Annotated in this window: 22 protein-coding genes; 7 read left to right on the top strand and 15 right to left on the bottom strand. The window is 55.1% G+C overall.

Annotated elements, in window-relative coordinates; genetic code table 11:
• Nucleotides 1–204: 204 nt before the first annotated feature.
• Nucleotides 205–888 carry a YdcF family protein gene (locus RGB73_RS08075; RefSeq protein ID WP_310770763.1) on the top strand — a complete coding sequence of 228 codons (684 nt, stop codon included), beginning with the start codon at nt 205–207 and terminating at the stop codon, nt 886–888.
• Here RGB73_RS08075 and dnaI read toward each other — a convergent pair.
• From dnaI to nrdR, 3 genes are all read right to left on the bottom strand, one after another.
• Nucleotides 859–1,797 carry a primosomal protein DnaI gene (gene dnaI, locus RGB73_RS08070; protein ID WP_310770761.1) on the bottom strand — a complete coding sequence of 313 codons (939 nt, stop codon included), beginning with the start codon at nt 1,795–1,797 and terminating at the stop codon, nt 859–861. The genes RGB73_RS08075 and dnaI overlap by 30 nt on opposite strands.
• A 6-nt stretch (nt 1,798–1,803) precedes the next feature.
• Entirely contained in the window at nt 1,804–3,249 is a 1,446-nt protein-coding gene (locus RGB73_RS08065) for a replication initiation and membrane attachment family protein (RefSeq protein WP_310774190.1), read from the bottom strand.
• Nucleotides 3,250–3,386: 137 nt separating this feature from the next.
• Nucleotides 3,387–3,872: a transcriptional regulator NrdR gene (gene nrdR / locus RGB73_RS08060; RefSeq protein WP_310770759.1), complete on the bottom strand. Its 486-nt coding sequence runs from the start codon at nt 3,870–3,872 to the stop codon at nt 3,387–3,389.
• 138 nt (nt 3,873–4,010) lie between these two features.
• On the opposite strand from nrdR, the gene RGB73_RS08055 reads away from it, so the two are divergent.
• Nucleotides 4,011–5,141 (top strand): HD-GYP domain-containing protein, encoded by a 1,131-nt coding sequence (locus RGB73_RS08055; protein WP_310770757.1) that lies wholly within the window; start codon nt 4,011–4,013, stop codon nt 5,139–5,141.
• A gap of 101 nt (nt 5,142–5,242) precedes the next feature.
• On the opposite strand, the gene RGB73_RS08050 is transcribed toward RGB73_RS08055, so the two are convergent.
• From RGB73_RS08050 to polA, 5 genes are all read right to left on the bottom strand, one after another.
• Nucleotides 5,243–6,289, bottom strand: coding sequence for a glyceraldehyde-3-phosphate dehydrogenase (locus RGB73_RS08050; protein WP_310770755.1), 1,047 nt, complete (start codon nt 6,287–6,289; stop codon nt 5,243–5,245).
• Nucleotides 6,290–6,480: 191 nt separating this feature from the next.
• On the bottom strand, nt 6,481–7,044 hold the full coding sequence (locus RGB73_RS08045) for a lytic transglycosylase domain-containing protein (RefSeq protein WP_310770753.1): 564 nt from the start codon (nt 7,042–7,044) through the stop codon (nt 6,481–6,483).
• On the bottom strand, nt 7,041–7,649 hold the full coding sequence (gene coaE / locus RGB73_RS08040; RefSeq protein ID WP_310770751.1) for a dephospho-CoA kinase: 609 nt from the start codon (nt 7,647–7,649) through the stop codon (nt 7,041–7,043). Before coaE ends, RGB73_RS08045 begins: the two co-directional genes overlap by 4 nt.
• 20 nt (nt 7,650–7,669) lie before the next feature.
• Complete coding sequence (gene mutM, locus RGB73_RS08035) at nt 7,670–8,500, bottom strand: DNA-formamidopyrimidine glycosylase (protein WP_310770749.1); 831 nt, start codon at nt 8,498–8,500, stop codon at nt 7,670–7,672.
• 43 nt (nt 8,501–8,543) lie between these two features.
• The gene (polA, locus tag RGB73_RS08030) at nt 8,544–11,186 is read right to left on the bottom strand and encodes a DNA polymerase I (RefSeq protein WP_310770747.1); all 2,643 of its coding nucleotides are present in this window, start codon (nt 11,184–11,186) and stop codon (nt 8,544–8,546) included.
• A gap of 142 nt (nt 11,187–11,328) precedes the next feature.
• Between polA and RGB73_RS08025 the strand changes: the two genes are divergently transcribed.
• Nucleotides 11,329–12,144 (top strand): divergent polysaccharide deacetylase family protein, encoded by an 816-nt coding sequence (locus RGB73_RS08025; protein WP_310770745.1) that lies wholly within the window; start codon nt 11,329–11,331, stop codon nt 12,142–12,144.
• On the opposite strand, the gene RGB73_RS08020 is transcribed toward RGB73_RS08025, so the two are convergent.
• Complete coding sequence (locus RGB73_RS08020; protein WP_310770743.1) at nt 12,121–12,864, bottom strand: N-acetylmuramoyl-L-alanine amidase family protein; 744 nt, start codon at nt 12,862–12,864, stop codon at nt 12,121–12,123. The genes RGB73_RS08025 and RGB73_RS08020 overlap by 24 nt on opposite strands.
• 129 nt (nt 12,865–12,993) lie before the next feature.
• On the opposite strand from RGB73_RS08020, the gene RGB73_RS08015 reads away from it, so the two are divergent.
• The 3 genes from RGB73_RS08015 to RGB73_RS08005 all read left to right on the top strand — a co-directional run bounded on the left by RGB73_RS08015 (nt 12,994) and on the right by RGB73_RS08005 (nt 14,620).
• Nucleotides 12,994–13,944 (top strand): DMT family transporter, encoded by a 951-nt coding sequence (locus RGB73_RS08015; protein WP_310770741.1) that lies wholly within the window; start codon nt 12,994–12,996, stop codon nt 13,942–13,944.
• Entirely contained in the window at nt 13,904–14,050 is a 147-nt protein-coding gene (locus RGB73_RS08010) for a hypothetical protein (protein WP_310770739.1), read from the top strand. Before RGB73_RS08015 ends, RGB73_RS08010 begins: the two co-directional genes overlap by 41 nt.
• 135 nt (nt 14,051–14,185) lie before the next feature.
• Nucleotides 14,186–14,620, top strand: coding sequence for an SRPBCC family protein (locus RGB73_RS08005; RefSeq protein WP_310770737.1), 435 nt, complete (start codon nt 14,186–14,188; stop codon nt 14,618–14,620).
• Between the two features lie 99 nt (nt 14,621–14,719).
• On the opposite strand, the gene RGB73_RS08000 is transcribed toward RGB73_RS08005, so the two are convergent.
• Entirely contained in the window at nt 14,720–15,106 is a 387-nt protein-coding gene (locus RGB73_RS08000) for a winged helix-turn-helix transcriptional regulator (protein WP_310770735.1), read from the bottom strand.
• Nucleotides 15,107–15,237: 131 nt separating this feature from the next.
• Between RGB73_RS08000 and RGB73_RS07995 the strand changes: the two genes are divergently transcribed.
• Nucleotides 15,238–16,272 carry a zinc-binding alcohol dehydrogenase family protein gene (locus RGB73_RS07995; protein ID WP_310770733.1) on the top strand — a complete coding sequence of 345 codons (1,035 nt, stop codon included), beginning with the start codon at nt 15,238–15,240 and terminating at the stop codon, nt 16,270–16,272.
• Nucleotides 16,273–16,385: 113 nt separating this feature from the next.
• Here the strand turns inward: RGB73_RS07995 and RGB73_RS07990 are convergent, their stop codons facing one another.
• From RGB73_RS07990 to RGB73_RS07970, 5 genes are all read right to left on the bottom strand, one after another.
• Nucleotides 16,386–17,960 (bottom strand): DHA2 family efflux MFS transporter permease subunit, encoded by a 1,575-nt coding sequence (locus RGB73_RS07990; RefSeq protein WP_310770731.1) that lies wholly within the window; start codon nt 17,958–17,960, stop codon nt 16,386–16,388.
• Between the two features lie 13 nt (nt 17,961–17,973).
• Nucleotides 17,974–19,197 carry an efflux RND transporter periplasmic adaptor subunit gene (locus RGB73_RS07985; RefSeq protein WP_310770729.1) on the bottom strand — a complete coding sequence of 408 codons (1,224 nt, stop codon included), beginning with the start codon at nt 19,195–19,197 and terminating at the stop codon, nt 17,974–17,976.
• Nucleotides 19,198–19,202: 5 nt separating this feature from the next.
• Nucleotides 19,203–19,862, bottom strand: coding sequence for an HlyD family secretion protein (locus RGB73_RS07980; RefSeq protein WP_310770727.1), 660 nt, complete (start codon nt 19,860–19,862; stop codon nt 19,203–19,205).
• Nucleotides 19,863–19,871: 9 nt separating this feature from the next.
• On the bottom strand, nt 19,872–20,300 hold the full coding sequence (locus RGB73_RS07975) for a MarR family winged helix-turn-helix transcriptional regulator (protein ID WP_310770725.1): 429 nt from the start codon (nt 20,298–20,300) through the stop codon (nt 19,872–19,874).
• A 137-nt stretch (nt 20,301–20,437) separates the two neighbouring features.
• Entirely contained in the window at nt 20,438–21,379 is a 942-nt protein-coding gene (locus tag RGB73_RS07970; protein WP_310770722.1) for a VanW family protein, read from the bottom strand.
• Nucleotides 21,380–21,429: the final 50 nt, after the last annotated feature.

Below are 21,429 nucleotides of genomic sequence, written 5' to 3'. Positions count from 1 at the left end.
CTCCCCTGCTAGTCAAAAATCTGTTTCGCGTAAAGCCACTTCTCGATTACTATATCGGCTTCTGAGAGAAATAATTTACTAGTTATTTGTGTCGGTCGTGTGTCGGGCGCTGTAACTCTCTGCCAGATCGAACGTCTTACTTTGTAGATCGAGACTCGGAAACGCCGCTCGCGGCCTTCACAAAGCAGTAGGAGGAACACACCATTGGATCGGAGACAGAAAAAACGAAAAGGCTTGCCAAAAGTAAAAACCATCCGGATAAAGCGGAGGAAGCCTCCCTGGCTGCGAAAGCTCCTGCTCACGCTGTCGATTCTCGCCGGGCTTGTGGGCATCTGGTCCGGCTATGTCGTGTACGGGATTGAGAAAACGATCGGGGAAGCGATCCCGCGGCAAGCCCATGTCGGAATCGTGCTGGGTGCGGCTGTATGGAGGGATGGGCCAAGTCCAGGCCTGCGGGAGAGGCTGGACCAGGCGCTATGGCTCTATCAGAAAGGGTATGTGCCGCTGCTCCTGGTGAGTGGCGGATTGGGAGAGGGCAAGCGGCTGACGGAAGCGGCCGTGATGCGCGATTACCTCGAAAAACGCGGGGTGCCTAGCGAACACATCCTGATGGAAGCAAAATCTACCTCGACATACGAAAACCTGCTGTACAGCCAGCAGGTCATGGTCACGTATGGGTTAAAGACTGCACTTATCATCAGCCACGACTACCATTTGGCGCGCGCCGCGATGATGGCCGATTCGCTGGGGATGTCGGTGTCGCCCGTCGGCGTCCATTCCCAGGTCCTGTTCAAGCCGTACCATGAGGCGCGCGAGGTGCTGGCGACTTCGTACTGGCACCTGTCGCGCCTCTGGTCGTTAGCTCTCCAGACGGTGATTCTTGCGTAAGATTTCATAGACTTCGACAAAGTGGCGGATGCGTTCCATGATCCGCGCCGCCTTCGTCCGCTCGATGCGGTTGCCGTTGGAAATCGACAGATGCTCCTCCAGCTCCTCCAGCGAGTAATTGGACGTAAACAGCGTCGGCAGGTGGTTGTTGGCCCGCTGGTTCAGGATGACGCCCAGGATTTCATCGCGTACCCACGGCGTCAAGTTTTCCGCCCCGATGTCGTCCAGGATGAGCACCGGCACTTCTTTCAGCAGCTCCAGCTTTCCGACGTAGGACTGATCGGAAATGGAGTCCTTCATTTCCCGGATAAAGTCCGGGACATACACCAGCAGAGACGCTACATTGCGCTCGGACAGCTCGCGGGCGATGGCCCCCATGATATAGCTCTTCCCGACGCCGAACGGTCCGTGCAGGTACAGCCCTTTGACCCGCTCGCCGGTCCCGACCTTCTCGCAGAACTGGATGGCGGCGTCTACGGAAGCCAGATTGCCACCGTCGATGACCAGTCCCTCAAAGCTGGCCTGAAGCGTCTCCTCCGACACGTAGTAGCTGCGCATCAGCTTGCGGCGGCGCAGCTCTTCCTCATGGTTGATCTGCTTGTCGCAGGCAGCGATCGCACTGACGATCGTATCGTGCGCTCTATTCAGCACCGTCGTGTGTCCCTTGACCAGATTCGGGCACTCCGCGAGGCCCGGACAGCGCTCGCACCAGTATTGCTCCTTCACCGCCGTGTAGACGCTGGACAGCGAACGCAGGTAGTCTTCCCGCGTCAGATCCGGGTTTTCCTTTTGGAACTGCTTCAAATACAAGGACGAGCGGAACATCTTGTCCAGTTGCTCATCAGGCGTCAGCAGCTGACGCGGCGAGCGTTTGGACAGCTCAGCCATGAATGCGCCAATCGATTCCATGCAGCTCTACTCTCCTCTCTGCCGTTTTCGTAATGTCTCCAGCCGCTTTTGCAGGTCAGGGAAATCCTGAATGGACTGTCGTTTTTCCTGCTCTTCCGCTTTCCCCGCCTGCGCCATTTGCCACTCCACAGACGCCGGCAGCTTGTCCTGCAGCACGGCTTTTCCCCCTCTGCGCGCCGCTCCCGTTTCCTTTTTCGGGCTCTTCGCCTTTTCTGCCGTCTGTGCCCGTTGGTCCGCTCGCTCCACGATCTGCTTCACGGCCTCGTCCACCGTAGAAATCCGCTTCGCTTTCCAACTGTCACGGATCGTTTCCATATACGCTTTCGGCAGCTCCATCTGCATGCTGGCAAGGGTATGTACCAGCAGAGCGTTGACGACTTCCGGCTGCATCCCGTCGGTAAAGACCAGCGTCTCTGCCCGTTCCAAATACACTTTGCTCACCCGGCCTCCGACGACCCGCTCCAGCAGAGCCAAGGGGGACAATGTGCGACAGGCCCGGACGAACGCTTCGCTCCCTGGCTGCGGCAATTGGCCAGGTCCCCATTCTTCGTCACCAATGTCCGCCGGGGGATTGCGGTACAGCTTGTCTTCCGTATACCGCTGCACCAGACGTTTGCGCAGCACATCCGTATCCAGGCTCCGGTCAGGCTTGTACAGCGTCCAGTCGCGCAGCTCCTGTCCCATTCCCCAGCTGTCCATCTGATAGAAATGGCAAAGCTTGTACAAAAACTCCATGCTCGCTCCGCCAAGCACTTTGGAGGCATCCGCGTTGTCCGGCAGGTACAGCCGCAGCGACGACACGCTGAGCGGATGGGTGACCTGTGCCTCATATCCCGAGCGCATGTCGGCCGGCGGGAAGCTCGTCTCCATCTCCGTCAGGAACCGCTCCCGCTCAGACCCTTTCTGCACTTCCAATTCAGATGGCTTCAACGATTGGAACACTTCGTGAAAATCTTTCGTCACGTTCTCGACAATCGAGTACTCCTGGTCCAGCTGGCCCGCTTTCTTATCAGCATACTGCTCCCGGAGCTGCTGGAAGCGGACGTTTTCGATCTTGTTCAGCAGCATCAACGAGAGCACGTAATCCGCAAAAAACTCGCCCGGTGTCAGCGGCGGTTTGATCAAATACTCGTAAAAGTAGTCCCGCTGTTGGTTTTCTCGTCGGCGCACCTCCACCAGTCCGATCGCTTCCAGGCGCTCCCGGGCGTCCAGCAGCCTGTCGAGAGACAAAGAGGTAGAGAGCATCAAGCTCCGATGTGTGCCCTCGGTTGAAGCTCCGCTCACCTCCTGTACCCCATGGACCAGCAGTTGATAGAGTGTGTACGACTCGACGCCGATGATCGGCAGGTACAGCTGCGTGACATAGCCCATTTCGGCAAAGCTGAGCGGCCTTGCCACCCGCACCAGATATCGATCTTTCGGCAACAATTCGTTCCAGACTAAACGGCGCATCAGCTCTTTCCTTCCTGACAAATCTACGTCTCCTTATTATAGCATGGCTGGAGGGGTCTCGTGCTGAAATCGGATGGAAAGCAAAAGACGCCCCGGCGGACATGCCGCGAGTGCGTCTCTTGACTGGCCGATCATTTTTACTCTTTGGGCAAGGGAGAATGGCTCCCTTTCGCTTGGGTAAGCAGCTCCTCGAGCTCCTTCATGAATACACTGATGTCCTTGAACTGCCGGTAAACCGAAGCAAACCGCACGTAAGCCACCTCGTCGACATGGTACAAACGCTCCATGACCTTTTCCCCTACATCATTGCTGGGAACTTCCGCCTGGCCGCAGCTGCGAAGCTCTCTTTCAATCTCATTGACGACATTCTCCAGCACTTCCAACGCCACCGGACGCTTTTCACAGGCCCGCACCAAACCGCGCAGCACCTTCTCGCGGCTGAACTCCTCGCGGGTGCCGTCCTTCTTCACGATCAACAAGGGAGTTTCTTCCACCATTTCAAAGGTCGTAAACCGACGTTCGCACTGTTCACATTCCCGCCGCCGCCGGATCGATTTGTTATTGTTAAAAGGACGCGAATCAAGGACTTTAGTCCCATTGTACTCGCAAAATGGGCAACGCATCGCTAGAATCAACTCCAGTACGGACAATACTTGATTACAGTGTCCCTCAATTTCCATGCAGAAGTCAAGTCAATCCTTGTACCTATTTAAAGGCTAAGTCGAATGGAGTACAATATGGGTATTGTTGGAGGGATTGTCATGCGGTTAGTTTCTTTAAGACAAGTCCGGCCAGGCATGAAGTTGGGCCGTACCGTTTTCACGGAAGATGGAAAGGTATTGTTGGGGTCAGGGATGGTTTTGACCGAGCGTCTTATCTCGGGTCTTGTCCGTTCGCAGATCGACTCCATTTACATCGATGATCCGCGCACCGAAGGCATCGAAGTGGAAGACGTTATCCGTCCGCAGACTCGCCAGATCGCTGTGGAAACGATCGAAAAAACATTCAGACAGATCACCAATTCGAACAAACTCGCGCGTAAAATATCGTTGATAGAGATGGGCCTTCACTTTCAGAGAGCCTTTAGTTCCATCCTCGATGATTTGCTGCAAAACAAGCAAATGATTGGCCACTTGGCGACCATTTCGTCGCACTCTCCTTCCATGTACCACCATTCGGTCAACGTAGCCGTGCTTGCGACTGCGGTAGGCATGTCCCTTGGCTACAATCGGCAGAGGCTGATGGAGCTGGGGATCGGGGCCATGCTGCACGACATCGGCAAACTGCATCTGCCGGAAGAGATGCTGAAAAAGCAGGACCGCTGGTCGGAGGAAGAAAGGGAGATTGCCAAGCAGCATACCATGCACGGTTTCAATCTGCTGCGCAAACAGCACGACATCTCCCTCTTGTCGGCACACGTCTGTCTGCAGCATCACGAGCGACTGGACGGAAGCGGTTACCCTCAAGGGCTGCACGGAAAGCAAATTCACGAGTACGCCCAGATCGTCGGCATCGCGGATATCTACGATTCCCTCACCTCCCCGCGCCCTTGGCGCAAACGCTACATGCCACAGGACGCCCTCGAGTTTTTGCTCGGGTCGGGGGGCCACTTGTTTGAGCACACACTCGTCAACGCTTTTATCAAACATATCGCCGTCTTTCCGATCGGAAGCAGCGTCGTGCTGAATACGGGGGAAGTCGGCGTCGTCAGCCGTGTCGATCCGGATTACTCCCATCGTCCGACCGTGCGCATCATCAAGGACGGCCGCGGAAACGACGTCCATCATCCGTTTGACCTGGATCTGAAAACCAATATCAAGCTGTTCATCGTCGGATTCGAGGACGATGAGCTGTTCCGGATGAGTGACGTGACCGGTTCCAATCCCGCTTAACCTGCCGGAATTCATCGCAAAAAACCCCTTTGCTCCGTTGGGAGGCAAAGGGGTTCGTTCTTTTTTTCGCAGGAAAGTCCGGGAAGGGCGCCCGGCACGGCTTAGTTGACGCCGGCAGCCGCCGCTTCTTTGGTCTTCGCCTGGTTGTACATTTCGGATACGTGGCGCACCAGATCCACGACGCGGCAGGAGTAGCCCCACTCGTTGTCGTACCAGGCGATGACTTTCACCTGATTCGTGCCCATGACCATGGTGGACAGTCCGTCTACGATGGAGGAGTTGTCGTTGCCGTTGAAGTCGCTGGATACGAGCGGCTCGTCGCAGAATTCCAGGTAGCCTTTCATGCTGCCTTCGCTCGCTTCACGCAGGACGCGGTTGACTTCTTCCACCGTCACCGGCTTTTTGGTGTTGACGACCAGGTCGACGACGGATACGTTTGGAGTCGGTACCCGCAGGGAGAAGCCGTTCAACTTGCCATTCAGCTCCGGCAGTACCTTGCCTACTGCACGGGCAGCGCCGGTAGTCGTCGGGATGATGGACTCTCCGGCAGCGCGAGCGCGGCGCAGATCCTTATGCGGGTTGTCGATGTTCACCTGATCGTTTGTCATCGCGTGAATCGTCGTCATCAAGCCTTGCTCGATGCCAAAGGCGTCATGCAGCACTTTTGCCACCGGAGCCAGACAGTTGGTCGTGCAGGAAGCATTGGATACGATATGGTGATTCGCATGGTCGTAGATCGACTCGTTTACGCCCATGACGATGGTAGCGTCTTCTTCTTTTGCTGGCGCGGTAATGACTACTTTCTTCGCACCGCTTTGCAGATGTTTTCCTGCGCCTTCGCGGTCCTTGAACTTGCCTGTCGCTTCCACGACGATTTCTACGCCCAGTTCGCCCCAAGGCAGCTTGAGCGGATCGCGGTCGGAGAGGACGACAGTCGGCTTGCCATCGACGAGGATCTTGTTCCCTTGTACTTCCACTTTATTTTGCATACGTCCATGAATAGTGTCATATTTCAACAAGTGAGCGAGTGTCTCTGGAGGATAGCTGGCGTTGATCGCCACGATTTCGATGTTGGGGTCCTGGATAGCGCGGCGGAATACCATGCGCCCAATACGGCCGAAACCATTGATACCAATTTTGATTGTCATATAGAAACCCCTTTCGCAATTAAGTTACGCTTATCTGTTACTTTTATTATAATAAGTATGACACAATTATCAATGTGTTTTACTAAAAAATAAATATTTGGACGATTTTCCCCTCCTATTTTTTCAATGTGCTTTCCTTTCATGTGCCCATTCATACGAAAAGCCGCTCCCTATTTTCGGGGAAGCGGCTCTTATCGCAAGTCGGTACTGTATATGTTTTTATAGCGGTCGTGATAGTAAAGGACGCGCTGCACGTACTGGCGCGTCTCTCCAAAGGGGATGTCCTCGATATGCTCCAGCCGGCCGCTCCACTGCTCGCCTTCCAGCCACCCGCTGACTTTGCCGGGCCCGGCGTTGTAGGCGGCGATGACTTTGACCAGATCTCCTTTATAGCGATCCATCAAAAAGTTGAGGTACCACGTCCCGATCCGGATATTCATGACAGGATCGTACAAGTACTGGTCGCTCGTGGGCTGAAAGCCTGCCTGCTTGACGATCCACGCTGCGGTGTCCGGCATGATTTGCATCAGGCCGACCGCTCCTTTTTTCGAGACACGATCGGTCTCAAATCCGCTCTCGGATCGGATCACGGCCAGGATGAGGTACGGATCTACCTGATAGGTCTGCGAGGCTGATAGGATCTCCTTCTGGTATTTGATCGGATACATCCACTTCCATACCAGAGAAGTGTTGAGCAGCAAAAAGACGCTCGCCAAGATGAGCAGAATCAGCGCTGCCCGGCGACCGAGCTTCATGATTTCAGCTCCGCACGAAGCTCAGCCAGCAGTTTCTCCACCTGGCGCTCGGTTTCTTCCCGCGTCGTGGAATTATCGATCAGAAAATCGGCGTCTTTTTTCTTTTGGTCGATCGGAAACTGTGCCTTCAGCCGCTTATGCGCCTGTTCTTCCTCCAGCTCATCCCTCTCCATCATCCGCGCGAGCTGCATGTCCGCCGGAGCGTATACGAGCACGATTTTTTCCACCATGTACTGAAGCTTGCTCTCGAACAAGAGTGGAATGTCCATAAATACAATGTCAGCCCCGTTGGCCTCCGCTGCTTCCGCTTCCTCCCGCATCACGCGCCGCACCTCCGGATGGACGATCGCATTCAGCTTTTGCCGTTCGGCTTCGTCCGAAAACACGATCTCCCCCAGCTTTTTTCGGTTGATCTCTCCGTCCTCCAGTAAAATGTCTCGACCAAAGTGGCGCACAATGGCCTCATAAGCAGGCTTGCCCGGCTCGACGACCTCCCTGGCGATCTGATCGGCATCGATGACAGGAATGCCCCGCTCGCGCAGCATACCCGTGACTGTGCTTTTTCCTGTCGCAATACCGCCCGTCAATCCCAATATCATGCACATCCTCCTCCCCGTACCCACTGTCATCCCTTCTTCTGACATGCGGGACAGATATGCGTGCCCCTGCCTCCCACGACCAGTCGGACGATGGGCGTCCCGCAGTTTACACAAGGCTCATCCTTTCGTCCGTAGACCAGGAGCGATTGCTGGAACATGCCCATCTCGCCTTGTCCGTTGACGTACGATTTGATCGAGCTGCCGCCCTGTTCCACGGCCTCCGACAACGTGGCGACGATGCTCTCATGCAGGCGAGCCACCTGCTTTTTGGTCAGTTTGCCCGCCGGCTTCTCGGGGTGAATCCCCGCCTTAAAGAGCGACTCGTCCACATAAATATTCCCTAGTCCCACGATACATTCCTGGTTCAGCAGGAGCGGCTTGATTTTTGTCGCACGGTCTTTCAGCAGCTGGCGCAAAACGTCTGCCGTGAAGGCTTCTTCCAGCGGCTCGACGCCTAGCTTCGCGAGCGGGCCGGCCTGGGTCTCCATCCCCAGCGGGAAGAGGTCCATCGTCCCGAACTGGCGCACGTCCCGGTAACGCAGCTCCGTCCCGTCCGTGAAGTGGAAAATGACATGCGTATGCTTTTCCACAGGGTCCTGCGCCGCGTAAAGTCCGTACCGCCCTTCCATCCGCAGATGCGAGACGAGCACATCCCGATCCAAAACGAATTGAATGAACTTCGCCCGGCGCTTGATCTCATGAATCGTTTGCCCAGTTAGCCCTGCCTTGAATGCTTCTGTGTCATCCGGAAACCGGACAATGCGTGGCAGCGTGACGCTGACCCGCTCAATCGTCTTTCCGACCACCAGCCCGCGCAGCGTGCGAACGACGGTCTCCACCTCTGGCAACTCCGGCATATGCCTCCTCCTCTCGCTGTCTCATCTCTATTGTCAGGCTTGCCTACTTGGCGTCATACCAGCTCTGTCCATAATTCACGTCGACCTTGAGCGGAACGTTCAGCTCAAGCGCGCTCTCCATGACCTCGGGCACCAGCTGCTGCATGGCTTCCAGCTCATCCTGCGGCACCTCGAAGACCAATTCGTCGTGCACCTGCAGCAGCATGCGGCTCTTCAGCCCTTTTTCCCTCAGGCTTTCCTGCATGCGGATCATCGCCAGCTTGATGACATCGGCAGCCGTACCCTGGATCGGCGTATTCATCGCCGTGCGTTCTGCAAACGAGCGCAGGTTGAAGTTGCTGCTGCGGATGTCAGGCAAGTAGCGGCGACGGTTCAACAGGGTAGTGACATAGCCGTCCTGCTTTGCCTGCTTGACAATCTCTTCCATCCAATGCTTGACGCCTGAAAACACGGAGAAGTAACGCTCGATAAAGTCTCCCGCTTCCTTACGCGTGATCCCCAGGTTTTGCGAAAGCCCGTAGTCGCTGATGCCGTATACGATCCCGAAGTTGACAGCCTTGGCCTGGCGGCGCATCAGGGAGGTGACTTCCCCTTCACCGACGCCGAATACATCCATTGCGGTGCGGGTATGGATGTCCATCCCTCTGCGGAAAGCGTCGATCAGGTTTTCATCCCCGGAAATGTGCGCCAGAATGCGCAGCTCGATCTGCGAATAGTCCGCCGCGAGCATGTACCAGCCTTCCTCGGAAGGGATGAAAGCCTCACGAATTTTGCGGCCCTCTTCCATCCGGATCGGGATGTTCTGCAGGTTTGGATCCGTGCTGGACAGGCGTCCGGTCGCGGTCGTGGCCTGATTGTACAGCGTGTGCACCTTGCTCGACTGGCTGTGGATTTCCTTGGTCAACCCTTCGATGTAGGTAGAGCGCAGCTTGCCGAGCTGACGGAAGGTCAGGATCGCATCGATGATCGGGTGGTAAGGCGCCAGTTTTTCCAACACATCCGCGCTGGTTGACGGCCCGGTCTTGGTCTTTTTCAAAACGGGCAGGTCCAGCACGTCGAACAGAATCTCGCCCAATTGCTTCGGCGAGTTGATATTGAAGGTCCGTCCGGCGAGCTCGTAGATCTGCCCTGTCAGCTCTTCCAGCTTGGCATCCAGCTCGACTCCCATTTGCGCCAGGCGGTCGCGGTTTACCTTGACTCCTTGCTTTTCCATCTGGGCCAGCACCATGCTGAGCGGCGCTTCCAGATCGTCCAAGAGCTCGTTCATCTGGTTTTCCGCGAGCTGCTCCCGAAGCACCGGAACGCTCTGCCAAATGGCGGCAGCCTTATGCGCCACGTGCTCGCTCAGTACGTCCGACTCCGGCAGCATCCGTTTGGCCCCCTTGCCGTACACCTCTTCGTCGGCCAGGACGCGCACCTTGGCATACTGGGAAGCGATCGAATCGAGGGTGGGGTTGCTCTCCGTCGCGTTCAGCAAATAGGAAGCGAGGTAGACGTCGAAGTCGATGCCAAGGATCTCCAGCCCGTGCCACGCGAGCCCGACTGTATCGCGTTTTCCGTCAAACGTCCACTTTTTCTGTGTGTCGTCAGCCAGCCACTTGCAAAACGCCTGCCAGTCCTTCGCCACATCCCACGGAACGTACAGCACCGTGTCGTCTGCCGAAAGTCCGAAGCCGAGGATCGGAGCGTGATGGTAGTTGTCCCCGTCCATCTCGACGTAAATCGCCATCGGGGAGGTCAGCTTGTCCGCGAATCGGTCCGCGGTTTCCGCCGTGACGACCTCAAACTGGAACGGCGCTGCCTTCTCTTCGCCTTTCGCGGGCGCATCCACCTTGATCTTGGGCAGGAGGGATTTGAATTCCATCTTTTTAAAGAACTCGGCCAGGACGGCGCCATCATACCCGGAATAGCCGGTCGCCTCCACATCCAGCTCGACTGGCGCTTCTCGCAGAATCGTGGCCAGCTCTTTGCTCATCTTGGCCTTGTCCACGTTCTCGCGAAGGTTTTCCTGGAGTTTTTTGCCGGATACGCGGTCGACGTTTTCCAGCACGGCTTCTACCGAGCCGTATTCATGCAGCAGCTTCAGGGCTGTCTTTTCTCCGACTCCCGGGACCCCCGGAATATTGTCGGAAGAATCCCCCATGAGGCCCTTCAGATCGATGATTTGCAGGGGCGCAAGACCGTACTTTTCCTGGATTTCCTGTGGGGTGTACAGCTCGATTTCGCTGACGCCCTTGCGTGTCAGCGCGACCGATACGTGGTCGGAAACGAGCTGGAGCATGTCCTTGTCGCCCGTAATGACCGTCGTCTTCCAGTTTTGTTCATCCGCCCTCTTGGTCAACGTCCCGATAATGTCGTCCGCCTCGTACCCTTCCAGCTCGAAACGCTTGATGGAAAAGGCGTCCAGCAGCTCGCGAATGAGCGGAAACTGTTCGGACAGCTCCGGCGGCGTCTTGGCCCGTCCTCCTTTATATTCCGCATATTCCGTATGGCGAAACACCACTTTGCCCGCGTCAAACGCTACCATGATATGCGTCGGCTCCATTTCCTCCAACACCTTCAGCAGCATCGTGGTGAAACCCAGCACGGCGTTCGTATGCAATCCCGCTGAAGTGGACAGCAGCGGCAACGCGTAAAAAGCACGGTTGGCGATGCTGTTTCCGTCAATCAACACAAAATGGCTCAAGCAATCCGACCCCTCTCGTCACAAAACTACTATTTTTAATCGTAACATAGCGGAGTCTCCGAAGCCAAGTCTATGGATACCTTGGAGGAAAGTGACAAACGCTAGGGGAGATGAAGAAAAAAGGAATAGGGAGGCGATCCTCATGAACGCAATGAAACCGAAGCATAAGAAATACGTGTCTCTCGTCGCTGCCGTTCTTCTTATTTGGGGTACCTGTCCGCTCGCTCTTGCCACCACCGCCCCTTCTCCGCTCCCGCCGGATCCGGCGACCGAGCAGACAAAAAAGGTAGCCTTTGTGATCGACGATTTCGGGAACAACATGACTGGCACGGAGGACATCCTGGCGCTGCCGGTGCCGCTGACCGTGGCCGTCATGCCGTTCATGCCCAGCACCAAACGCGATGCCGAGCTCGCGCACCAAAAGGGGCACGACGTCTTCGTCCACATGCCCATGGAGCCGAACCGGGGGAAAAAATCGTGGCTGGGCCCCGGAGCGATCACCAGCGACTTGTCGGACGAAGAGATCAAGAAACGGGTGGAAAAGGCAATCGACGACGTTCCGCACGCGATCGGGATGAACAACCATATGGGCTCGAAAATTACAGCCGACGAGCACATCATGCGGATCGTCATGGGAGTCGTCAAAGAACGCGGGCTCATCTATCTGGACAGCAAAACCACGGACAAAAGCGTAGCGATCAAGCTCGCAAAAGAGATGGGCGTGCCGTATGCCGAAAACCAGATCTTCCTCGATGACGTCTATTCCGTCCCGCACATCACCAAGCAGATGGAAAAAATATGCAAGCGACTCGGCCAGCATCCGGAGTGTGTCGCCATCGGCCATGTCGGGCCTCCCGGCAAGAAGACAGCCTCCGTTTTGCGCCAGTACATCCCGAGGCTGCAAAAGGAGGCCCAATTTGTGACGATCTCTCATTTAATTCATCAGCCGGTCCATTAGGATCTTCCAAAAACTTTCTTCCGTCTTTTCTTCGACCTTCCCCTCCATTTTCAAGTTGCCTGTCAGGAGGACATACTCGCTCACGCCGGCTTTGATGGCCTGAGCGATTTTTTCTTGCCCTTGAGGGCTGGTCAGCATTTCCCGGTCCCTCGCGTTGCTGATGAATCCCATTTCGATAATGACAGTGGGACAGTAGCTGTGCCGCAGCACGTAATACGTCCCTCCCTTCACGGGCTTGTCGTGCGTGCCTGACAGCCGATCCAGCGAATCCTGGACCAGCTGCGCAAGCATGAAGCTTTGATCGTTGCGCTGATACAACACGACGGGGCCACGCCGACGCTTGTCAGACGACCAATTGACATGCAGGCTGAGCATCATCTGGGGACGGAGCTCCTTGGCCAGATTTCGCCGCTGGGCCAAATCCCGGATGTGCCGCGAGCGCGTATTGAGCCAGCGGTTGTCGTCACTTAAGGCGATGTCTTCCTCCCGGTTCAGTGCCACTCGGTACCCCGCGTCCGTCAACTCCTTGTACAGCACCTTGGCAATTTGCAGGTTGATGTCCTTTTCGTACAACTTGCCAAACGACGTTCCTGAATCGACACCTCCATGTCCGACATCAATCAGGATGTTGATGGGCGTAAGCGGGATCGCTTCGCTGCGACTTGGAAAACAAACCGAAAGGGCCAGCATAGCTGCGAATAAAAGGATGATTTTTTTCATGGTTGTAGGATTTCCTGATTGAGGGTAAACCTTTCAGGCAACTGGGTAAGCATAACATTGTGAATTTTTGTGGCGGACGGTACAATAGAAACCATCTGTTATTTCCCCTATTCACAAGAAGGTGCACTCATGGAAAAGTCTTTGGATAAACCGCTGATCCCCCCGTATTTGGCACTTTTGCTCGGGGTCGTCGCCGTATCTACCTCGGCGATCTTCGTCAAGCTGTCTCATGCGCCCTCCCCGATCATCGCGACCTACCGGCTCGTGTTCTCGGTGGTTCTGACGCTGCCGTTTTTGCTCTGGAACCGCGGAGCCTTGGGAGAAATCGGCAGGATGGGCAAAAAGGTGTGGCAGCTCTGCCTCTTGTCCGGCGCGTTTTTGGCCAGCCACTTTCTTCTTTGGTTTGAGTCGCTGAATTACACGTCTGTCGCCAGTTCTACGGTCCTTGTCACGTTGCAGCCGCTGTTTGCCTTTATCGGCGGATACTTCTTTTTTGGAGAACGCGTCCGTCCTCTCGCCTTGACTGGTGGACTTTTGGCGATCGTAGGCAGCTTCGTAATCGGCTGGGGGGACTTCCGCGTCGGCGGCATGGCTCTGTGGGGCGATTTTCTCGCACTGCTCGGTGCCGGCACCGTCACGGGCTATTGGCTGGTCGGACAGTACGTCCGGCAGCACTTGTCCTCCTTTTCGTACACACTGGTCGTCTATTCCGCCACTAGCGCCATCCTCGTCGCGTACGATCTGGTGCTGGGCTATCCCCTCGCAGGGTATCCGGCAGCGGACTGGGGCTGGTTTTTCTGCCTGGCTCTCTTCCCGACGCTGCTCGGCCACTCCATCTTCAATTGGGTGATCAAATGGCTCAATACGACGACGATCTCCATGGGGATCCTGGGGGAACCGATCGGAACGGCGATTCTGGCGTATTTCATTCTGGGCGAAACCGTGACCCTGTCTCAATGGATCGGCGGCCTGATCATCATCGCCGGCATCTATCTGTTTATCCGCTACAATCAAGCATCCGCAAAAGGAGTGACACCTGTTGAGCCAAAAGCAACCGCAGCCCCGGAAAAGCTTGCGTGAATGGATAGCCGGCCTCAGCGTCTGGTCCAAAATCGGCTGGACGATCGTGCTCGGCTACATCGTCGGCCGCATCGTCTATTGGATTTACAAAATGGTATCGTCATGAGCTACTGCGAAAGCAAGAAGGAGCTGCCCTGCAGCCCTTTTTTTTTGTACAAGAGCAATCGAAAAGAAATCCGGCTGCCATTTTCATGCTAGAATAGGTGTATATGTAATTTGTCCCAATTAAGGAGGTTATACGATGGAAACAGGAAGTCCAATTACGATCACAGTAGAAGCAATCGTTCATTGTCCCGTCGAAAGCGTCTGGAAATTTTGGACGGAGCCAAAGCATATTACCCAATGGAACAACGCGTCCGATGACTGGCACACGCCATATGCCGAGAACGATCTGCGGGTCGGCGGTACATTCGTTTCCAGAATGGAAGCCAAAGACGGCAGCTTTGGATTTGATTTCGGCGGAGTTTACGACGAGGTAAACCTGAACGAGAGCATTGCATACACGCTTGGTGACGGCAGAAAAGTGAAGATCGCATTTATTCGCCAAGGCGACGACACGAAAATCATTGAGTCGTTCGATGCAGAAGGGACCCACACCGTTGAGATGCAACAAGCCGGATGGCAGGCGATTTTGGACAATTTCAAAAAATACGCAGAAACGGCAAAGGAAGAGTAAAACGTGGATGCATCGCAGAACAGCGGCTGTCTGGGGATTTCCGTTCTCGTCCCCAGACGCCGCTGTTTGTTTTTTCAGCGCATGATTCTGCTGCCATCCTTAGGTCAACTGCTCGTTCGTCAACGCTGCACCTTGCTTTGGCGACGTTCTGTTTTTGTACGTATCTCCCCATTCTTTCATCTTGAGAATGATCGGTACCAGTGTCCTTCCGAATTCCGTCAGCGAATATTCGACCTTTGGCGGCACCTGATGATACACTTCGCGGTGAACCACGCCATCCTCCTCCAGCTCCCTGAGCTGCAGCGTCAGCATCCTCTGGGTGATTGTCGGGCAAATCTTCCGAAATTCATTGAACCGTTTGGGACCTTCGATCAAATGGTATAGCAGCACGCCCTCCCACTTTCCGCCAATGACGTCCAACGTATATTCGACCGGACAGCCTTCATCGTTTGGACAATGGCCGTACCCGCTTTTTCGATCGCGCATGTTTCCTTCACTCCTTCAAGGTATACAAAATGATACTACATAACATTAATGTGTGTACTTATCATTTTAAAACAGTCGTGTTACATTAACAACCGTAACCAAACGATTCAGCGAATGGAGGAGGAGCAAGCATGGCCACACAAATGATGAAAGCGGTCGGATTGTATCGCTATTTGCCTATCGATCACCCGGAAAGCCTGATGGATATCGATCTGGAGAAGCCAACGCCGAGCGGGAGGGATCTGCTTGTAAGGGTGAAGGCGATATCCGTCAACCCGGTGGACGTAAAGGTGAGGGCCCCGAAAGAGAGAACGGAGGACTCGCCAAGGGTGCTGGGCTGGGACGTTGCAGGCGTCGTTGAGCAAACAGGTCCGGAATGTACCCTGTTCAAGCCTGGAGACGAAGTTTATTACGCCGGCAGCATTACCCGCCCCGGTGGAAACAGCGAGTTTCACCTCGTCGACGAGCGCATCGCCGGAAAGAAACCGGCGTCGCTGGACTTTGCGCAAGCCGCGGCGCTGCCGCTCACGTCCATTACCGCATGGGAAGCGCTCTTCGACCGGATGGGCATCTCGCAGCAGCGGGAGGATAACGAAGGCAAATCGATCCTGATTATCGGCGCAGCCGGAGGCGTGGGTTCTATCGCCGTTCAGTTAGCCAAACATGCAGGTCTGACGGTGATCGGTACGGCTTCCCGTCCGGAATCGGCCGAATGGGCGAGAAGCTTGGGGGCCGATCATATCATCGACCATCACGATGATTTCGTCCCGCAGCTGGAGTCGCTGGGCTTGCCCTATGTCGATGCAATTTTTTGCTTGAACAGCACGGAGAAGCACTGGCAGAGGATGGCGGATGCCATTGCGCCCCAAGGCAAAATCTGCTCGATCGTCGAGACGGAGGAGCCTTTGAACTTGACGCTGCTCAAAAACAAAAGCGCTACATTCGTATGGGAATTCATGTTTACGCGTCCCATGTTCCAGACGGCGGATATGATTCAGCAGCATCATCTGCTGAACGAGTTGTCACGGTTGGTAGATCAAGGAGTGATCCGGACTACGATCAAGGAAAAGCTTGCACCGCTCGACGCAGCGACTTTGCGAAAAGCTCACGCCCTGGTGGAGACCGGCCGAACCATCGGCAAAGTCGTCGTGGAGCTTTCCCAGTAACGAGCACACTCGCCCTCTGCTTGGATTCTTGTTCGGGCAGAGGGCGCTCTATCGACAAAAAACAGCCTGCCGAGTTTCCTCTGGCAGGCTGTTTGCTCTCCCGTCGCCTTTGCTTAGGCGGCCGACTTTTGCTCTTTCGGCGCTTCCGGGCTCTTCTTTGGTTTTTTGTGCAGGAAGTACAGCAGAGGAATGGACAGGACGATCGGAATCGCCGAGACGAGGAATGTGTCTCCCACCCCTTCTACCAGCGCTTCCTTTGCCAGAATTCCATACAGGAGCGTGCTTGCTCCGCCAGTCGCACTAGCGGCATCCACCCCTACCTGCGTGTACAGCCCCGACAAGCCGGCAAGCAGCTGAGTTGCCACGTCCGTGTTCATGTTGTCCGTAAAGACAGCCATGTGGAACGTCTGGCGAGACTGCATGATCACGGTCAAAATCGCGATCGCAAAGGAGCTCATCACCTGCCGCAGCACGTTGGAGAGCGGAGACGCATCCCCTACTTTCTCCCGCGGTACTGCGTTCATCCCGACCGTTGACAAGGTCATCATACACAAGCCGATGCCCAGACCGCGAATGATCAAGATCGAGTTCATCCACGAATGCATGCTGTCCGATGCGAGGTTGTGCAGCTCGAAGGTCGTCACGCTCATGAGCGTCAAGCCGACGAGCCCGATTGGACCGATGCCGTATTTGTCCATCAGCTTCCCTGAGATCGGCATCATGAGGGCCATTGCAATCGACTGCGGCATGAGCAGCATCCCGGACTCCATCGCGGTGAGCCCCTGCACGTTTTGCAGGAAGATCGGCATCAGGAAGACCCCGCCCATCATCCCCATCATGACGAAGCCGGACGTCAAAATACTGATCGAGAATACCGGAATCTTGAGCAGGCTCAGGTCAAGCAGCGGCTGATCCTTGCCCAGCTCCACCCAGACGAACAGGGCCAGGCTGATCAGGGCTACAAAGAACAGGCTGACGATGAAGAAGGACGTCCATCCTTCCGACTGCCCTTTACTGAAAGCGAGCAAAAGAGAACCGAATCCGACAATGGCAAACAATGCGCCCGGATAGTCGAATTTCAGATCGGGTTTCGTCGGCGTTTCCTTGAGCAGAACCGAACTCATCACGACGGCGAAAATACCGAAAGGCACCCCGAGCAAAAACAGAAAATGCCAGTTGAAATACTGAATGAGATAACCGCCCAAAGTCGGGCCGAGGGCCGGTGCCGTCATAGAGGCGATACCGAATACCCCCAAGGCCATCCCGATCTTTTCACGCGGTACGATCCGGTAGATCATCGACATCCCGATCGGCATGATCATCCCGCCACTCACGCCTTGAATGACGCGGAACGCGATCAGCGACGTATCGCTCCACGCCAGCGCACAAAGGACGGATGAGGCGGTAAACGCCGACAAGGAAAAGACGAAGACTTTTTTCGAACCGTATTTCGTCGACAAGGAGCTGCTCATGGGAATCATGACGGCGTTCGCCAGCATGTATCCGGTCAGGACCCACTGCATGGTATCCGTTGTCGAGCCAAAAATATTCACCATGGTCGGCAATGCGACGTTAATCAGACTGTTGTTCAAGATCGCTACGAAGGTTCCGGAGAGGATAGCGAGAAGGGCAAACCACATTCCGCCGCTTCCGCTGTTTTCCTCCCGCTGTGCCACCGCTTCCGCCATGTCCTCACCTCCGTTAGTTTGCAATCACCTTAGTGCCCTCAGACAGTTTGTCGGTCGGGTTCAGCACTACTTGATCGTTGTCGTTTACGCCAGACGTCACGGTAGTCCAGTCTCCGCTCGCACTGCTTACGCTTACTTCCACTTGATGGACCACGTCGCCCGAGACGGTGTAGATATAATGCTTGCCGTCTTTATCCAGCACGGCTGTCGTCGGTACTTTTGTTCCTGCTTCCGCTTGGCCTTGCAGCATCACTTCCGCTACCATACCGGCGCGGAGGCTGCCATCCGGGTTCGGGATGCGCACTTTGATCGGGAAGGAGCTGCTGTTGGTATCCGAGATCGGAGACACGAACTCGACTTTCCCTTGCAGCACTTTGCCGCCCAGGCTGCTTACTTTCACATCAACGGTAGATCCCACTTTGACGCTGTTGATTTGCTCCTGCGGTACACTTGCTTCCACTTTTACATCATTCATGTTCACCAGGACGAGCAGAGGGGTACCGGCTGCCGCCATTTCACCCGGATCCAGGTTGCGTTTGGCAACGATACCGGAGATCGGGGCACGAACGATGGTGTTGTCGTAGCTGCTTTTCGCCAGCTCCAGGCTGGAGTTCAGACGGCTTACTTCCGCTTGCAGAGCCGCTACGGTATCAGAGGTAGGACCTGCTTTCGCCAGATCGTACGCGGCTTGCGCCTGCTGCAGACCCGTGCGAGCCTTTTCCAGATCGAGGCTGGTTTTCTCCAGTTCCGCTTGGGAAAGAGCTCCGGAATCGAAGAGAGCTTTCATCCGGGTGTAGTTGCTCTGTGCCACATCCAGGCTGGCTTTCGCTTGCTCTACGGTGCTTGCGAGCTGCTGCAGCTGTTCGGTGCGTGCACCTGCTTTGGTGTCTCTGAGCTTCGCTTGGGCACCCGCAATAGCTGCTTGCGCCTGTGCGATTTGCTGTTGGTAATCCGCTGCTTCCAGCGTTACGAGAACATCGCCCTTTTTCACGACAGAGCCTTCGTTCACGTTTACCGTTGCCGCTTTGCCGGAAACCTTGGATACGACCTGGATTTCTTCGGCTGCGGCGATCTTACCGCTGGCAATCACACCTGCTTGGGTAGATGCCACCTTCCACGTTTTCACGACCGGCACATTGTCGTTCGTCGTACCGGACGTGGACTCGCTGCATCCCGCGGTAATCAGCGAGACGGCAGTCAGCACCGCGCCGATTGTAGTCCAATGCTTCTTATTCATAGAAATTACATCTCCTTCACGTGCACTTTGATCTCGACGTTCAAACCGGCAGCCAAATGCAGGCCTGCCGTATCATCAATGGCAACCTTGATTGGGATTCGTTGGGTGACTTTCGTGAAGTTCCCGGTCGTGTTGGTCGATGGCAGCAAGGAGAAGGTCGAGTTTGTCGCTTTCCCGATCTCCATGACGTGACCACTCAACGTTTTTCCAGGGAAGGCGTCGACCGTAAAGTCTACCTTTTGGCCCAATTTCACACGTCCGATCTCGGTCTCTTCCAAGTTGGCGGAGATGTACAGTTTGTTTTCGTCAATCACGAGCGCAACGGAAGTCCCCGTAGAGACAACCTCGCCCTCTTTGGCTTGGGTCTTGATGACCGTCCCTGTAATCGGGGAGCGCAGCACGCTGTTTTCCAACAGGTTGGTCGCAACATTCGTGGTGTCCTGCTGACCCACGATCTGATCAGCCATGACCGTGTCTCCCTCTTTTACTGTAAGGCCGGTCAGTTTTCCCGTCATTTTCGGCATGACCCGATAAATGTCGCCGGTGATGCGGGCATCTTCCGTGGTCACATAGTGAGCACCTTGATACCAATAGTAGTAACCGATGCTTCCGCCGCCCACCACGAGCAGGAACAAGATGAAGTACAATACCAGTTTACGCTTCATGGTTTCTCCTCAGCTTTCTATTTCTTCTAATTTAGTAACCAACACTTCCAATGAATTGATAATATTGTCGAGCTCTTCGTCCGAAATGGTGTTGAACATTTCCTTGTAAAACTCGCCCGACAATAGGTCCACTTTTTCAAACAGTTCGGCAATCTTGTCTGTCTTGCGGATCCACACCACCCGACGGTCGTTCTCATCCCGAACCCGTTCCACCAATTGCTCTCTCTCCAGGCGATCAATAATTCCCGAAACCGTGCTATACGACAGGTCGACGGCTTTGCTGAGCTGCCCAATCGTTCTTGGCTCCAGCATGATTTGCCGTATGACAACCAGTTGTGGTACGGTAAGGCCGTATTTACACAGTTCCTTTGTCGCCATGGCGCCGAAAGTTTTGTTTAAACGTTTCAGCAGGTCCCGGATATGCAATGGTTTGTTCATGATACACTCCTTTCCTACTCAATATTTCGTACGCGAAATTTTATCACACGAAACACTATACGACTTTTTTGATTCCATGGCAACTATTTCTTTACGTTAAATTTTATCTAGGTAATGAAAAACATAAAAACAGCACCTCATTCGGGTGCTGTCAGTTCATCCACGATCGGCGGGATAGCCGGCGCCTCCTCGGGCGTGCGGCGGCTAACGCTGGGCACATGCCGAGGCTCGTATTCAATTTCCGGGAACGAATGGACAGACACGTACATATTTCCACCGAATGCCTTCGCCCGGATCAGGATGGGGTATGCATACTTGTTCTGAAAAACGAAATCGGGTCCGTACCAGCTCACCGTCGCATCGCGGCCGGGGCGGACGTACGCGACGTCCCTGCTGTGCGAATAGCGCTGGACGATATGCAGACCGGCGTTGTCCACCGCGTTGAACAGCGTCGAAGACACCTGGCAAATGCCTCCCCCAATGCCTTCCGACAGCTCTCCGCGAACGATGATCGGGGCCTGCAGGTAGCCTTTCGCCCTCGTCCGTTTGCCTACCACCTTGTTAAACGAGAAAATTTCGCCCGGCAGCACCACCGTATTGTTGATCGCCCGGGAAGCCAGATCGATATTATGAGAGCGATTTTTGTTGCGCGGATTGAAGTAGGTCGTGTACTGGCCGATCATCTTTTTGCGGACTTGCGTCATCAGCGCCAGGTCTACCTTTGGATAAATGTCCTGATAGGTAGCTTTCAGGGTTCCCGAGCTGCCTTCATAATAGTACGAATAGAATTGTGTAAGAAAGTCTGCCTCGTTCAGCTTCCTTCCTTTTTTATCGGGAACGACAGCCCCGCTGTCGCTTATCGTCGCGTTGATCGGTTCTACGTATACTTTCTCGGCCAAGCGCTGCATCGTATCTCGCAGGCGGTTCTCGTCGACGAGAGGAACACCCTCCCACGGGGCGGTGTAATCGGCCCGATCCAGCATCGCTACCGTCTTCCCATCCATTTCGACCTGCAGGAACGGAAATGGATCCAACGGATTGGCCAGCAATAGCAAAGCCAATGTCCAAGCATAACCCATCCGGCCGCTCACCTCCTTTTTGTAGTATGAGCAACCGGACGGGTTTCATG

This window comes from Brevibacillus brevis, from assembly GCF_031583145.1.
GTDB classification, from domain to species: domain Bacteria; phylum Bacillota; class Bacilli; order Brevibacillales; family Brevibacillaceae; genus Brevibacillus; species Brevibacillus brevis_E.
The sequence above is the reverse complement of the archived record's forward strand: the minus strand, read 5'-3'. Positions and strand labels throughout refer to the sequence as shown.

Bases quoted from the DNA above. Each gene is read 5' to 3' on its own strand.
- coaE (WP_310770751.1), bottom strand. From the start codon at position 7,649: ATGTGCATGATATTGGGATTGACGGGCGGTATTGCGACAGGAAAAAGC.
- RGB73_RS07975 (WP_310770725.1), bottom strand. From the start codon at position 20,300: ATGAACAAACCATTGCATATCCGGGACCTGCTGAAACGTTTAAACAAA.
- RGB73_RS08055 (WP_310770757.1), top strand. From the start codon at position 4,011: ATGCGGTTAGTTTCTTTAAGACAAGTCCGGCCAGGCATGAAGTTGGGC.
- RGB73_RS07990 (WP_310770731.1), bottom strand. From the start codon at position 17,960: ATGGCGGAAGCGGTGGCACAGCGGGAGGAAAACAGCGGAAGCGGCGGA.
- dnaI (WP_310770761.1), bottom strand. From the start codon at position 1,797: ATGGAATCGATTGGCGCATTCATGGCTGAGCTGTCCAAACGCTCGCCG.
- RGB73_RS08045 (WP_310770753.1), bottom strand. From the start codon at position 7,044: ATGAAGCTCGGTCGCCGGGCAGCGCTGATTCTGCTCATCTTGGCGAGC.
- RGB73_RS08050 (WP_310770755.1), bottom strand. From the start codon at position 6,289: ATGACAATCAAAATTGGTATCAATGGTTTCGGCCGTATTGGGCGCATG.
- RGB73_RS07995 (WP_310770733.1), top strand. From the start codon at position 15,238: ATGGCCACACAAATGATGAAAGCGGTCGGATTGTATCGCTATTTGCCT.
- RGB73_RS07985 (WP_310770729.1), bottom strand. From the start codon at position 19,197: ATGAATAAGAAGCATTGGACTACAATCGGCGCGGTGCTGACTGCCGTC.
- RGB73_RS08020 (WP_310770743.1), bottom strand. From the start codon at position 12,864: ATGAAAAAAATCATCCTTTTATTCGCAGCTATGCTGGCCCTTTCGGTT.
- nrdR (WP_310770759.1), bottom strand. From the start codon at position 3,872: ATGCGTTGCCCATTTTGCGAGTACAATGGGACTAAAGTCCTTGATTCG.
- RGB73_RS07980 (WP_310770727.1), bottom strand. From the start codon at position 19,862: ATGAAGCGTAAACTGGTATTGTACTTCATCTTGTTCCTGCTCGTGGTG.
- RGB73_RS08005 (WP_310770737.1), top strand. From the start codon at position 14,186: ATGGAAACAGGAAGTCCAATTACGATCACAGTAGAAGCAATCGTTCAT.
- RGB73_RS08000 (WP_310770735.1), bottom strand. From the start codon at position 15,106: ATGCGCGATCGAAAAAGCGGGTACGGCCATTGTCCAAACGATGAAGGC.
- RGB73_RS07970 (WP_310770722.1), bottom strand. From the start codon at position 21,379: ATGGGTTATGCTTGGACATTGGCTTTGCTATTGCTGGCCAATCCGTTG.
- RGB73_RS08015 (WP_310770741.1), top strand. From the start codon at position 12,994: ATGGAAAAGTCTTTGGATAAACCGCTGATCCCCCCGTATTTGGCACTT.
- RGB73_RS08025 (WP_310770745.1), top strand. From the start codon at position 11,329: ATGAACGCAATGAAACCGAAGCATAAGAAATACGTGTCTCTCGTCGCT.
- mutM (WP_310770749.1), bottom strand. From the start codon at position 8,500: ATGCCGGAGTTGCCAGAGGTGGAGACCGTCGTTCGCACGCTGCGCGGG.
- RGB73_RS08065 (WP_310774190.1), bottom strand. From the start codon at position 3,249: ATGCGCCGTTTAGTCTGGAACGAATTGTTGCCGAAAGATCGATATCTG.